General features: G+C 39.1%; 17 protein-coding genes, 1 other RNA gene and 1 riboswitch. Of the genes, 13 read left to right on the top strand and 5 right to left on the bottom strand.

Annotated elements, in window-relative coordinates:
* Positions 1–2: 2 nt before the first annotated feature.
* From BUA75_RS00280 to BUA75_RS00270, 3 genes are all read left to right on the top strand, one after another.
* Positions 3–806, top strand: coding sequence for a Nif3-like dinuclear metal center hexameric protein (locus BUA75_RS00280; protein ID WP_083573948.1), 804 nt, complete (start codon positions 3–5; stop codon positions 804–806).
* 75 nt (positions 807–881) lie between these two features.
* Positions 882–1309, top strand: an RNA gene (gene rnpB, locus BUA75_RS00275) — RNase P RNA component class A.
* Positions 1310–1422: 113 nt separating this feature from the next.
* Positions 1423–1923, top strand: a complete 501-nt coding sequence (locus tag BUA75_RS00270) for a GNAT family N-acetyltransferase (RefSeq protein ID WP_072872575.1) — start codon at positions 1423–1425, stop codon at positions 1921–1923.
* 96 nt (positions 1924–2019) lie between these two features.
* Here BUA75_RS00270 and BUA75_RS00265 read toward each other — a convergent pair whose 3' ends face one another.
* Complete coding sequence (locus BUA75_RS00265; RefSeq protein WP_242650212.1) at positions 2020–2856, bottom strand: Dam family site-specific DNA-(adenine-N6)-methyltransferase; 837 nt, start codon at positions 2854–2856, stop codon at positions 2020–2022.
* Between the two features lie 244 nt (positions 2857–3100).
* Here BUA75_RS00265 and BUA75_RS00260 point away from each other — a divergent pair, with 244 nt between their 5' ends.
* From BUA75_RS00260 to BUA75_RS00250, 3 genes are all read left to right on the top strand, one after another.
* Positions 3101–3973, top strand: a complete 873-nt coding sequence (locus BUA75_RS00260) for a DUF2268 domain-containing putative Zn-dependent protease (protein ID WP_072872573.1) — start codon at positions 3101–3103, stop codon at positions 3971–3973.
* On the top strand, positions 3946–4647 hold the full coding sequence (locus tag BUA75_RS00255) for a hypothetical protein (protein WP_072872572.1): 702 nt from the start codon (positions 3946–3948) through the stop codon (positions 4645–4647). The genes BUA75_RS00260 and BUA75_RS00255 overlap by 28 nt, the downstream gene beginning before the upstream one ends.
* Positions 4648–4809: 162 nt before the next feature.
* Positions 4810–5730: a glycoside hydrolase gene (locus BUA75_RS00250; RefSeq protein WP_072872571.1), complete on the top strand. Its 921-nt coding sequence runs from the start codon at positions 4810–4812 to the stop codon at positions 5728–5730.
* Positions 5731–5822: 92 nt separating this feature from the next.
* Here the strand turns inward: BUA75_RS00250 and BUA75_RS00245 are convergent, their stop codons facing one another.
* Positions 5823–6179: a DUF488 domain-containing protein gene (locus tag BUA75_RS00245; protein WP_242650211.1), complete on the bottom strand. Its 357-nt coding sequence runs from the start codon at positions 6177–6179 to the stop codon at positions 5823–5825.
* Between the two features lie 199 nt (positions 6180–6378).
* On the opposite strand from BUA75_RS00245, the gene BUA75_RS00240 reads away from it, so the two are divergent.
* Positions 6379–6987 (top strand): FMN-binding negative transcriptional regulator, encoded by a 609-nt coding sequence (locus tag BUA75_RS00240; RefSeq protein WP_072872569.1) that lies wholly within the window; start codon positions 6379–6381, stop codon positions 6985–6987.
* 116 nt (positions 6988–7103) lie between these two features.
* Here BUA75_RS00240 and BUA75_RS00235 read toward each other — a convergent pair whose 3' ends face one another.
* Entirely contained in the window at positions 7104–7292 is a 189-nt protein-coding gene (locus tag BUA75_RS00235; RefSeq protein ID WP_072872568.1) for an alpha/beta-type small acid-soluble spore protein, read from the bottom strand.
* A gap of 98 nt (positions 7293–7390) precedes the next feature.
* Between BUA75_RS00235 and BUA75_RS00230 the strand changes: the two genes are divergently transcribed.
* Complete coding sequence (locus BUA75_RS00230; protein ID WP_072872567.1) at positions 7391–7819, top strand: DUF1284 domain-containing protein; 429 nt, start codon at positions 7391–7393, stop codon at positions 7817–7819.
* Between the two features lie 35 nt (positions 7820–7854).
* Here BUA75_RS00230 and BUA75_RS00225 read toward each other — a convergent pair whose 3' ends face one another.
* The gene (locus tag BUA75_RS00225; RefSeq protein WP_072872566.1) at positions 7855–8226 is read right to left on the bottom strand and encodes a globin domain-containing protein; all 372 of its coding nucleotides are present in this window, start codon (positions 8224–8226) and stop codon (positions 7855–7857) included.
* A 240-nt stretch (positions 8227–8466) separates the two neighbouring features.
* Here BUA75_RS00225 and BUA75_RS00220 point away from each other — a divergent pair, with 240 nt between their 5' ends.
* The 5 genes from BUA75_RS00220 (at position 8467) to BUA75_RS00200 (ending at position 12289) form a co-directional block, all read left to right on the top strand.
* Complete coding sequence (locus BUA75_RS00220) at positions 8467–8982, top strand: anti-sigma factor family protein (RefSeq protein ID WP_072872565.1); 516 nt, start codon at positions 8467–8469, stop codon at positions 8980–8982.
* A gap of 27 nt (positions 8983–9009) precedes the next feature.
* Positions 9010–9131: riboswitch (cyclic di-AMP (ydaO/yuaA leader) on the top strand.
* Position 9132: 1 nt separating this feature from the next.
* Entirely contained in the window at positions 9133–9729 is a 597-nt protein-coding gene (locus tag BUA75_RS00215; RefSeq protein WP_072872564.1) for a C40 family peptidase, read from the top strand.
* Positions 9730–9914: 185 nt separating this feature from the next.
* Positions 9915–10463 (top strand): FMN-binding protein, encoded by a 549-nt coding sequence (locus BUA75_RS00210; RefSeq protein ID WP_072872563.1) that lies wholly within the window; start codon positions 9915–9917, stop codon positions 10461–10463.
* Positions 10464–11447 (top strand): FAD:protein FMN transferase, encoded by a 984-nt coding sequence (locus BUA75_RS00205; RefSeq protein WP_072872562.1) that lies wholly within the window; start codon positions 10464–10466, stop codon positions 11445–11447.
* Positions 11405–12289: an RnfABCDGE type electron transport complex subunit D gene (locus BUA75_RS00200; protein WP_072872561.1), complete on the top strand. Its 885-nt coding sequence runs from the start codon at positions 11405–11407 to the stop codon at positions 12287–12289. Before BUA75_RS00205 ends, BUA75_RS00200 begins: the two co-directional genes overlap by 43 nt.
* A gap of 2 nt (positions 12290–12291) precedes the next feature.
* On the opposite strand, the gene BUA75_RS00195 is transcribed toward BUA75_RS00200, so the two are convergent.
* Complete coding sequence (locus tag BUA75_RS00195) at positions 12292–13149, bottom strand: YihY/virulence factor BrkB family protein (protein WP_072872560.1); 858 nt, start codon at positions 13147–13149, stop codon at positions 12292–12294.
* Between the last annotated feature and the right edge of the window lie 45 nt (positions 13150–13194).

The following is a 13194-nucleotide window of genomic DNA, read 5'->3' as shown; positions in this document are numbered from 1 at the left end:
GCTTGGAAGTTCAAGATGTAATCCATGCTATGGAAGAAATCGCGCATCCAAACTGGGCATTGCCTAAAGATGTTATTGGTTTACAAATCGGCTCTCCTAAAGCAAAAGTGCAAAAAATTTGGATTGCTTTAGAAGCTCAACCATCCATCATTGTTGCTGCGGTTGAGGCTAAAGTGGATATGTTAATTACACACCACGCTCTTTTTTATCATCCGTTGCGAAAAATTTTGACTCATACGACTACTGGTCAAGCACTGGCAATTGCACTGTCAGCAAATTTGTCTATTTATGCAGCCCATACCAATTGGGATGTAGCTCCTGGTGGAGTTAATGACATTTTGGCAGAACATCTTGAACTACAGGATGTAGAGATTCTTGTTCCAACTGGCGTTACGGCTGAGGACAGAACTATCGGTCTTGGACGGATTGGTCAACTTTTGCAACCCATGACACTTCAACAGTTCGCTCAACGAGTGAAAGACAGAATGGGGCAAAGCGGCATTCGATTTAGTGGTTTGCCCGATCGAAAAATCGCTCGTGTAGCAGTACTGGGTGGTAGTGGTCGAGATTTTATGGATGTAGCTCTGGAAAAATCGGCTGACGTATTAGTGACGGCTGATATCAATCATCATGCAGCTGTAGATGCTACAGATGCTGGACTGGCGGTTGTCGACTGTACGCACGCAGCTATGGAACAGCTATCGCTTCCTGTGCTTGCCCAACGTTTGCAGGAATTAGTAAACCATATTGGCGAAGTAAAAATTGAAGTTCCTGTAATTTCGGCCGATCCGTTTTATTGGATCTAAGTGTTTCCTCTGGAGGAATATTCGATGTATTGCGGTGATCTGTTTTAATCTTTATACTTAATCATCTAGGCTGTAGAAGTAAGCTGGGCAATCGCCGATGCAGTGCCGAAAGGCCGCATGGGAGGAAAGTCCGAGCTCCATAGGGCAGGGTGCCGGATAACGTCCGGCGGGAGCGATCCTAGGGATAGTGCCACAGAAATGTAGACCGCCGATGGCTCTCTTAAGGGTACAGGCAAGGTTGCAACGGTGCGGTAAGAGCGCACCAGCAGCTTGGAGACAAGCTGGCTAGGTAAACCCCACCTGGAGCAAGACCGCATAGGAGTGCAAATGTGGCTGCCCGTCACGCACTCGGGTAGGTTGCTTGAGCTGGCTGGCAACAGTCGGCCTAGATAGATGATTGCTGCTCCACACGTGCGAGGCATTTCTTTGATTGTTTTGCACTTGACGAGAGTGCCGTTTGTAGCACCGGAGTACAGAACTCGGCTTACAGGCTTGCTTCTTGCAGTCTTCCAAACCCACAGGGCGAATGTCTTGTGGGTTTTTGGTATCTCTAAATAGAGTTTCAAATGGTTGTATGTTAATTTTTGTTTGTATGATGGGATGGGAGGATTATTGAATGAATGATCATTTGAAAATAAAGATTTTTTCACCAAACGAAGAAGAGGATCTGCGCTGGCTCAATCAACTGTGGCAAGTAGAATGGGGAGGTGAAGCCATGGTGAGTAGAGGTCATGTATTTTACCTTCATGACCTCCACTCGGTGATGGCTAAAGATGAAAACGGATATGTTGGTGCTGCTACATACCGTTTTGATATGGAGAATAATTGTGAACTTATGAGCATTAATGCTCTTTCTCCAGCAAGCGGTGTTGGCACTCGATTACTTGCTGCTGTAGAACAAGAGGCTTCGCGCAGAGGGTGTCGGAGAGTATGGCTTATTACAAGCAATGATAACCTGGATGCACTGCGTTTTTATCAAAAGCGGGGGTATAGAATAACCGCTGTGTATCCTGGAGCCATTGACGAAGCAAGGTGCATCAAACCAACCATACCTTTAAAAGGCGATCACGATATTGAGATACACGATGAGATTGAATTGGAAAAGAGATTACTTTAAGGTCTGAGAGTTACATTTTCATTTTCGACTACCTCACTAACGTAAAGGCTGGAATTTTACGTTTAATTTAATAAATTAAACCAAAATCTTTCAATCCTATATGGATTTCTTTCCTGAAAATAAAGCAAGTAGTTCTGTTACCTTTTTGCGTTTTTTTCCATCACAACTAATAAATCTTTGTACGTCAAAAATTGAAATTTCAGCTAAGGAATAGGCCTTTAGTGTAAAATCACTAAAATGGTTAGAGATGAGTACAGGAATTCCTTTTTTAGAAAGTTCTTCTGCAACTTTCGCTAAACGCAATTGCTCTTCTGGACCGAATCCATTAGCATGGTAACTGGTAAAGTTGGCTGTTTGGGAAATTGGTACATACGGTGGATCACAATAAATGACATCTCCCAATTCTGCTTGGTTCATTACTGATTCAAAGTCTTCTGAAATAAAATGAGCTGTCTGTGCTTTTTGATAAAATATGACCATTTCTTTGTATGGAAAATATGGTTTTTTATATCTTCCAAACGGGACATTATAATGACCGAATGAGTTATATCTGCACAAACCGTTATAACCGTGTCGATTTAAATAAAGAAACAATGCTGCTTTACGGATGAGGTCAGTTGTTTGATTAAATTCTTCCCTTAATTGATAATAAGCTTGGGGTGTATTATTTTCGTCGATAAATAACTGTTTGCATTCGTCGATAAAAGACAATCCATATTCTTTAAGTGTCATAAACAAGTGGATAAGGTCGGAATTCATATCATTAAGTATATTTTCTTTATAATCTGTATTAAGAAATACGGCAGCTGAACCCGCAAAAGGTTCAATTAAGCGTCGACCATGCGGTAGAAGTTCTCGAATTTTATCCATGATGCGATGTTTATTTCCAGCCCACTTCAAAAAAGGTTTCATATACTCACTCCGCTCAGCCAAGCTGAATTACTATTTTCGAAAAAACCAGTGATTCATGGCTTGTTCAACAAGTTAACCCTAAGATGAAATTTTACCATTTTAGCAATAGCGATGATCATGTAAACAATTTAAACTAAATTTTAGACGATGAAAAAGCGTGTCACAATTTTCTTAGAGAACGTCAAAACCATTTTGTGTAATACTTAAAATGAGCTTAAAAAATCTTTTGGCAACGAATTATTGAGGTTGGAGAGAAGGGGTATGGGTGAATTGGAATTGGATTTACCGTGATTTTATGGATAGTATTTCTCGTTTATCTCATAATTCTCGGATTCTAAACAATGAGGCTATCTTTTTTCAAGATTATCTTCAAAAGAACTGGGATATACTCAATAAAATTCATTTTCAGCCAAAAAATTTTATGTCTTTATCTCAAATAAAACAAAAGGTTCAACAAATTGATTGGGAAAAATATCTATCCTTATATCATTCAATGACAGATATGATGTCTTTTGAGAAAAGCATTGTGGAAATTACGGAACGTTTGTGTCAGTTACTTGAATATCCCCTAAATGAACAGGATATTTATGTGATAGTCGGGCTAGATTGTACCACTATTTATTCCACTATATACAAAAATCGCTCTATTACTGTTCTTTGTTTAGAGTCTACAGGTGGAGATTTAAGAGAGATTGAGTTGCTGCTTGCTCATGAAGCTCACCATTGGAAACGACAAACAATGCTTCAACGTGATATTTTTAATACTAACGTTTGGGATCGCTGTATGACAGAGGGGCTATCCATATGTTTTTCAGAGAGCATTCAGCCTGATCGTCCGGCCTATGAATATTGTTTTGTGCCGCCAGAAACTTTCCTTTGGACTCAGGCGAATGATGAAAAATTGCATGATATGATGCAGAGTGAGGATCAGTTGGATGATTTAAAGATGCAAATACTTTTTACCCGCCATCCCTCATTCCTCCCATTTTCGGGAATGCCTCCACGCTCTGGCTATGTATTCGCTTATCTAACTGTGAAGTCATATCTTACAAATATAAATATGGATGCAATTCATGCAGCAGCATTGGAAGCGGAATTCTATAGGAGTTTTTGTTCTTTGCTGAAGAAAATCAATTAAATGAATACGCAAGACATATTCATTCGTATCTTTTACCGATTCCAATCTATTCTATATATGAAAAATATTCTAATAATTTAGTTGATTTTTTTCTCTGGCTGTTATACAATATTTTCGAAAGCGCTTTCGAAAATGTCATCAGACATAAGTTCCACATTATAAGATTGGAGGATGTTGTTGTGCCTAAGTTAAGACAAATGTTTTTAAGTGTAGGTGCAGCTATGACTTTATGTGTAGCTATCGCACCTTCAGTCATGGCTGATAAGAATAGTGATCATTCAAGTAACAGCTCGCCTAATACAGCTGCCAACTCGAGTAATTCTGTTCTGGTTACCGTAAATACAAAAGATCCTTTAGCGACAATATCACCCTCAGCTATTGGTGTGAATACAGCTGCTTGGGATCAAAATTTACTGGATAAATCCATCCCCAAAATGCTTAAAACGATAGGTGTCGAAGCTTTACGCTTTCCGGGTGGTTCTACGGCAGATAACTATAATTGGGAAACTGGCACAACCATTGATGCAAATGCTGGAGGAGCTGATCCAAACGTTAATTTTAACGCTTTCATGAATGTTGCCAAAAAAGCAGGCGCTTCTCCTATTATTACTGTTAACTATGGTTCCAATTTTTCTGGTACTGGTGGTGGTGAACCACAGGAAGCAGCAGCTTGAGTAAAGTATGCCAATATCCTACATCACGACCATGTTGAATATTGGGAAATAGGTAATGAAGTTTATGGAAATGGATTTTACGGAGCCCAATGGGAAATTGATTTACACCATTCAAAAAGTCCTCAAACTTATGCCCAGAATGTTATTCAATTTTCTAAAGCTATGAAAGCAGTAGATCCTAAAATTCAAATTGGAGTTGTTTTAACCTGTCCATTTAATTGGCCATGGGGAGTAAAAACACCAGCAGATTGGAACAAGACAGTTTTAAATACTTTAAAGCAGGATCCGGACGCAGTAAACTTTGTGATTGTTCATTGGTATGCTCAGAATCCTGGAAATGAATCAGATAGTGGACTGCTGTCTTCTACCAGCCAGAATCCTCTCATGATGTCCGAATTGCGTCAAGAGATTTCGAATGACCTGAGTCCAGCGGCAGCAAAGCGATTAAAAGTATTCGTAACTGAAACAAATTCTGTCTCATATAATCCAGGCAAACAGACAACAAGTTTAGTTAACGCACTCTTTCTGGATGATGATATGTTAAGTTGGCTACAGTCTGGAGCAGCTAATGTAGATTGGTGGGATTTGCATAACGGGGCGTTTGCAGGAAATACCTCTCCTTCGCTCTATGGAAATACTACGTACGGCGACTATGGGCTCTTGTCTAATGGTAGTTCAGTTACAACCAGTTCTGGAAATACTGTTACTGAGCCACCCGTAAATACGCCATTTCCAACTTATTATGGTTTTGAGTTAGCTGGAGACCTTGTAAAGCCGGGGGCCACTATTGTTGGCTCTACTGCTTCTGTATCCGATATTGCTGTACATGCAACGCAATTAAGAGACGGTAAATTGGCTGTCATGATTATCAACAAGAATCCAAATAAAGTTTACCAGGTCTCGTTGGATTTAAAAGGTTTTCGGCCCAATGGAACGGGTATAGAATATACGTATGGAGAAAAAAGTAGTGGTATTACCTATCAACATTTTCATCAATTTGGTAAAACTATTTCTGTTCAACCATATTCAGTGACAGATTTCATATTCAATGGTTCTTCTCTCGGGAAAAACCAGACAAACTAGTTGCTGACTGAATTTTGAATGGTTTATCTTTAACAAATATCTGAAAGTTAACTTTTGTCTATTAAGATCGAAACCGGTTACAGAAATCAAGATTATAAATAGTCAAGTAAAAAATCATAGAGTACTACTGCATGATTGATTAACTCATTCTTGGCTCCGTAAACGAGTGTTACGGGGCTTTCTGTCACCCATTTTTTAATTTTATTTAGGGCTTCTTGGTGACTTAGACTAGTTGTTAATTCTTGATTATAGAGAATACGAAATTCAGAAAACCGTTGTTCAGGATTTTCATGAAACCATTTCCGTAATTTATCTGTTGGTGCAATTTCCTTTAGCCAAATGTCAACGTAAGCCTCCTCTTTTCGAATTCCTCGCGGCCATAATCGATCGATTAATATACGTGTACCGTCAGAAGGATCAGTTGGTATATAAATACGTTTTAAGTACAAGTTTTCATGTTTCATACCAGGGATAATCCTTTCAATTCATAGTTCATTACTGAAAAGATGATTCATAAAAAGGTAACACAACATATACAAAATTTCTGTTGTGAAGTAACCCATGGTCTCAAAGGAACTTGCGTCAACATGTTACAATTTTTTGTGAGCGGATCGTCGAAATCGGTGACGAGCGAGGGAGTGAGTGGGAGTGTATATCCCAAAATCGTTTCAATGGCAAGATGAAGATGAAATTTCAGAGTTTATAACTCGTCATTCCTTTGCCTTACTTATAACTTCAGAGGACAATCATCCTCTTTGCACACATCTACCCATGTACTATGACAAAGATAAACAAATGCTGCTTGCGCATATGGCCAAAGCCAACTCTCAATGGAGAACAATGGATGGTAGCCCTTGTTTATGTATCTTTTCTGGCCCGCATGCATTCATTTCACCGGAATGGTATGATCTTCCTCAATCGGTACCAACTTGGAACTATGTGGCTGTACATATTCAAGGAACCTGTCGGTTGGTTAAAGACGAAATCGAGTTAGAAGAAATTCTTGAAAAACTGATATATGCATATGAACCACATTCAAAACTTCCTATGGATTCTAAGCAGCATTATTATCAACAAATGATGAAAGCTATTGTAGGTTTTAAAGTTGAGATTGATTTAGTTGAAGGTTGCAAAAAATTGAGTCAGAATAAACCTTTAGCTGTTCAACAACGTGTAATTGAACAATTACAGGCGAAAAATGATTGGAATGACGTCCAAGTTGCTCGCTGGATGCAGAAAAATATTGTTCAAAAATAAAATCAATCTTCTTCAAATGACAGTGGGAAGGAATATCCTTATTATACGCGAAAGCCTATCCGTGTGTATGGATAGGCTCGCTAAGAATTATTTTCTAAACCAAAGGTTTTCCTTGCTTACTTCATTTGGCCGGATAATTGACTTTCTGCATATGCGACCAAACGCTTGGTGATTTCCCCACCTACGGAGCCGTTTTGACGTGAAGTCGTTTCTGCTCCGAGATTAACACCAAACTCATTTGCAATCTCCCATTTCATCTGATCCAGGGCACGGCTTGGTACGAGTTTTTCGTTGTTGTTTGCCATTTTCAGTTCCCCTTTCAAAAATGATTTTGGACTGCAAAGTTATTATGTGAGAAGTTTAGTTTTCTATACACAGATTAAAAAATCGAAGGGTGACAGATTTGATTCAATTGCGCGGACATCATCTTTTATGTATGCTTGGCTTTCGAGGAATGGGTTATTCAAAAGAATTCGTGGAGCATATGAAGAATGTTTATAACCAATTGAGAATAGAGCCACAAACAGAAGTACTTATTGTCACGGGACCAGATGAATTGTGTCATTATTTTCCTGATAATCAATGTTATCATTGTGAAGATAAAAATGTTGCAGATCGCGATCAACAGATTCTAGTTAAATTAGGATTACACTCTGGTCAAAAACTGGCTTGGCAGTCAGTTGAAAGTAGAATTCGTCAGCATATGCATCCTTCGGATATAGCCGTACTTTGTAGTACATGCAGTTGGCGCTCCTATGGAGTTTGTGAAGAAGGAGTTCAAAGAATTAAGGAAGGTTATTCATTATTACCACTCCCGAAAAAGTCAGTTTGAAATCTGATTTTTTCATTTTTTAAGCATTCCAATCTTCAACGATTAATCATATGTTGAGCCGTTAATCGAAGTCGTTCTAACATAAATTCCTGAACAGAATGGTCTATCCCAATTTGATTGAGTGACTCTTCCATACAACGTATCCATTCGCTCGCATGAGCTTGAGTAATAGGATGTGCAAGATGTTTGGCTCTTAACATTGGATGACCATACATATTTGTATAAAGCGAAGGCCCTCCAAAAAATTGAGTCAAAAACATCAATTGCTTATCACGCACAGGTTTTATGTCTTCTGGAAATAGAGGACGTAGGAGTTCATTTTTTTGGACTTTTGTATAAAATATGTCAACCAGATTGGCTATTGTATTTTGACCGCCAATCGCTTCATAAATAGATTTAACTTCCATACTCCAATAAGCCTCCTGCTTTTTCATTCAACCGTATATAATTTTGCTGCAGTATGCAAATTATTGGTGAAACAAGACATAAAGCAATCCATTGATGTGCGAATTTTGATCCAGTCAGTATTCCTACAAAAATGAAAAGAGAGATTGAGAAAATACTGGTCAAGTTTAGGGGTTTTTTCGTATAATGGGTCTACATGATGAGAAAGATTGGTTAAAACTGGGGGAGACGGGAGGCAATCCATGCAATTGTGTGATTTAAGCTTGAGATATGTGGCTGGATTACTTACCGAACTTGAAAATAAACGTTTTGAGCGCCATTTACAGAATTGTGAAAAATGTCGGCAAGAAGTTGAAGAATATGTATCTTACCGTAATCTCATGATTCAAGAAAACAAGAATCAGCAAATTACAGAAACAGACACGCTACTTACTCATGCTAAAGTGTATGTATTTCCTCAACGGCACTTACAAAATCAATCTCGAATGGGTAAAATATTTGGTTTAAAAGCTCGTTCCTTTTTTATAAAAGTACCCCAATCTATTGCGGCTTTAATGGTAATTGCTGTTGCTTTCTTTTCATTTTGGGCACATCTGCCAGCCCATCAAGTGGTCGTCAAAGCTGAGGGAATTGTAACTCGAGAAGTACCTCATTCCGTATCGGTGAAATTTGATTCAGTTTTGAGTAAAGCTCATGAATTAGAAAATCGTTTGGAAAACTATAGACTTCTTTCTAACTATTTTGCAATGAAATTATGACAAAGTGTTTGTTAGCATAAAGTCCGAACCAAAAAACAGCCGAATCCCATTTAGGGTACGGGGGATACAATTTGGGGTGAATGCGCCAACGCGCATGGGCGACCTCCGTCCTAACCCGTCAACTAACCTCGGAGGCAAGGGGAGGACTTTATGAAAATAAAAGCAGCCTTATTGGCTTTAACATCCATTGCAGTATTTTTGCCTGCTACCAGTCAAATTGCAATGGCAAAAACTTATCATCGTACACCCATTTATTCGTTTTCCAGCAATAGCTACGTCAAATCTCAATTGGCGTATAACGGTCAACTACCTCCAGGAGTCACTTATCAGCCATCTGTTCAACCGTTAGCTGGAATCCACGCGACACCAGAAGAGAAGTTTCAAGCTATATTGACAGTAGCAGAAAGTAAGTTAGGCACTCCCTATCGATGGGGGCATAACGAAGATAGAGGTCAGTATGGTTTTGACTGCTCTAATTTTACAGCCTATGTTTATCATCATGCGCTCGGCTATGTTATGAGTGGAGCTTCGCAAGTACAATATCACGATGTAGGTTGGCAGGTACCTATTTCGGATATGCAACCTGGTGATTTGGTTATTTTTAACCATGGTGGTCATGTTGCGATTTATATTGGAAATGGTCAGATGATTGAAGAAGGCGGCGGTTTGGGTAAAGTAGGTATTGCACCTTTACATCCTGGAACGTATTGGTACAATCACATCACTACTGTCAAACGTATGTTTTAAAAGTGAAACTTTCTATAGGGCTTGTCCCTCTCGTCATCTAAAGATGACGAGAGGGACAAGCCCTTTTTTTATTCATGACTCCACAAGTTCTTCATAACCATCGGACAAATACTTCAACACCTAGAAGGCCACTTTTATTAATCTATGACGGAGAATAGGAATCGGGTGAAAGTGGTGTTTATCGATTGCTCAAAACTACTCAATCCAAATGGTTAACATTATCTACAGCCGCTGTAGGAGCTATCTATGCTGCAGGTTTTTTCTATACGGAACCGACAGTTCAGGCATTAAATCCACAGATCTTAGATCAAAAAAATGCAAGTGAGTCCAACAAGGTGTTCCATCAAATGGGAAAAGAACATCACGAGACTAGGTCATTCCACAAAGCATTATCATCAACAACAACTTCTGCAAATCATCAAACATCAAATTCAGACAAGTCTCAACATAAGAGCGATAGTAGTTCTCTTTATAAGGACGGTATTTACCAAGGAGTGGGCACGAACACTTATGGTAGCGTCGGTGTTTCTGTAACGATACAGAATGGAAAAATCACTCAAGTGCAGATCACTCAATGTACCACTCATTATCCACAATCCGTTATTGATCCGGTTTTACCAAACGAAGTTGAAGCTAAGCAGACGTGGCAAATTGATATTGTCTCTGGAGCCACAGCAAGTACTCAAGATTTTGCTATGGCTGTCTATCAGGCTTTGCAAGCTGCAAAGGCTTAAATGGAGGAATTTATCCTGAGCAAAGAACTTCAACTCTATCATCATCAAGTGCTTGCTTTAGGTACAAAAGTTGATTTTTGGGTTTCCATAGAGGGTAATTCATCTGAAGATGTTAGAAAAAATTTGCAACAAGCAATTTCAGTTTTCAACATCGTAGAGGAAACCTGCAGTCGTTTTCTTGAACACAGTGCGTTACGACGTCTTTCACAACAAATTGGTGAGGATGTTCAAGTACCTGTTCTATTATTCGAGGTTATCCAATTCAGTTTAGAATTGGCCAAGATGACTCATGGACGATTTGACCCGACCATAGGTGGATGGCTAGAGAAGGGTGGTTTTGTCACAAATTATTTGACAGGAAACAAATTGGATTTATGCGAAAACATAGATTTTAATGCTTCCTATCGTGATGTAAAGCTTGATGTGGAGAAAAAAACCGTTCGCTTAATGAAACCGCTCCTCTTGGATGTGGGAGCTACCGCAAAAGGGCTAGCACTTGATTTGGTAGTTCATTGTTTTTCTGAATATCCAGGATTTTGTATCAATGCTGGTGGAGATGTGATCGCCAGAGGTATACAACCTAATGGTGAGCCGTGGAAGATTTCTATTCGCAATCCGTTTTCTCCAGAAAAGAAAATAGGATATTTACTTTTTTCCGATGCTATGTCTGTATGCACTTCTGGAGGCTATGAACGTCTTAGTCCCGTTATTAAGGGAGAACATCACATCATCTCTGGAGTAGATAAACAATCTCCTCACCATGTAGCAAGCGCTACAGTTATGGCTCCAAATGCTATGTTGGCAGATGGTTTTTCCACGGTGATGATGCTCCTGTCCCCTCAAGAAGGATTCCTTCGTCTGGAAGAGGCAGGTATTGAGGGATTACTTGTTTTATCTGACGGAAGTGTGCAAATGTCTAAAAAAATGGAGGACTATTGGCATTGCGAAAAAACAAACGTGTTCCAAAACGAAAACAACAAGTAAATTTGCATTCATTAAAAAAATATATGTCTACTCCTAAAGGGACTTTAATGGTCATTCTACTCCTGTTATCTGTTAGTAACTTTTTAGCGAGTGGCTCATTGACGGGAATTTTTCATATACTGATTGCTATCGTTTTTGCAGTTTTTATCGATGCCATTGTAGCCATATGGCGTGCCTATCCGCGAAAATTTTCCGATGGAGCATGTATCAGTGGGTGGATTATTGGGTTGATTTTAGGAGTTCAAGAATCGATTTGGATTATTTTTGCAACTGTGACACTGGCTATGGTGTCAAAACATCTTTTAAGCCATGGTCGAAAACCTGTTTTCAATCCAGCAGCTTTTGCTCTATTATTGGCGGTTTGGTTTTGGGGGGCTCAGGAAAGTTGGTGGGGGGCGTTTTCAGTTCAATCATCCTGGTGGATGATCATTCTTATAATTACAGGTTTTTGGATGACCAATCGTGTTCGGAAATTTCCACAGGTCCTATCTTTTCTTGCTACTTTTTTTTCAGGAATGCTCATTCTTGCTATATTTCATTGGGGTTCTGTATCATTTACGCCTGCAGATGCTTTGCGACCGCCGTTTATTAACATGACGCTCTTTTTTACTTTTTTCATGCTGACAGATCCACCGACAACTCCGGGACGCAAAAAGTTACAAATTGTTTTTGGTTGCCTTTCCGCTACGTTAAGTATTTTAAGTATGTCCTTGTGGGGCGGGCAAATTTATTTACTGCTAGCTTTGTGTTCAGCGAATACCATTAAATTTCTCTTTGATCGAATACAAAAAAGAAGAAAAAACCATGTATTGCCTACTAAGAGTTTAGGTCTTTCTGAATAAGATTATCCTACTTTCTTTGTAAAGGTGGAGGGAATCATGGATGGATAACCTTCCTTTTTGGGTTTGGAGATTGTAAACATCAAGGCACCTCCTAGCAGAAAAATAAAACTTAGGATATAGAACCAAAATGCAAGCAATTCTATAAAACTCAGTGCTCCATAAATCAATTCATATTGACCCATATGAGCTGCATAGAGTAGAAACAAATCTCTAGCTATATAGATAATCACGGTGCTGAATAAGGCTCCTGCGCTCGCAGAGAGCCAAGGAGGGGGAATCGAAGGTAAAAGTCTGTAACATAGCAATGACGTTACAAATAAGAGTATCGGGAACAGGAAGAATGAGAACCAACGTAACCAAGAAAATGGAGCGGGAAGTGTGTGACCCACGACTTGAAATATTTGTACAGCGATACCAGATAATAAGGTAAGAAATAAAAGAACAAACATCATAACAAAGCCTATCAAATATTGCTTGATAAAAGAACGACGTCTACGAATGCCAGCCATCATGTCAAACGTTTGTTGCAAGGAAAGAAAACCACCTACGGATGTCCAAAACAATCCAATTATACTAAACCAACGTACCTCTTTATTAAGACGGTAGAGACGTTCAGAATTTAAATTAATGAGTTGTCTTAAATCAGGAATATTGGGGATATAGTTGGATAAAGTAGAGCCAATATTAGAAGCCACGTGTGGATCGGGAACTAACCAGATAGCTAACATGACAAGTAGCAAGAGAATAGGAATGAGTGAAGAAAATGCAAAAAATGCAAGTACAGCTGCAAAGGCAGGTACATTACCACGATTCATTATGGATAAGAGCTGTTTTAACCATTGCCAAATAGAATGCCACATAACTTCATCTCCCCATCATAGTATGAGTGGGAAGAGTAATTTTAT

Origin of the sequence: Alicyclobacillus tolerans (genome assembly GCF_900142255.1) — a bacterium.
GTDB classification, from domain to species: Bacteria; Bacillota; Bacilli; order Alicyclobacillales; family Alicyclobacillaceae; genus Alicyclobacillus_I; species Alicyclobacillus_I tolerans.
Note: the sequence above shows the minus strand (reverse complement) of the source record. Positions and strands in the feature narration are given on the sequence as shown.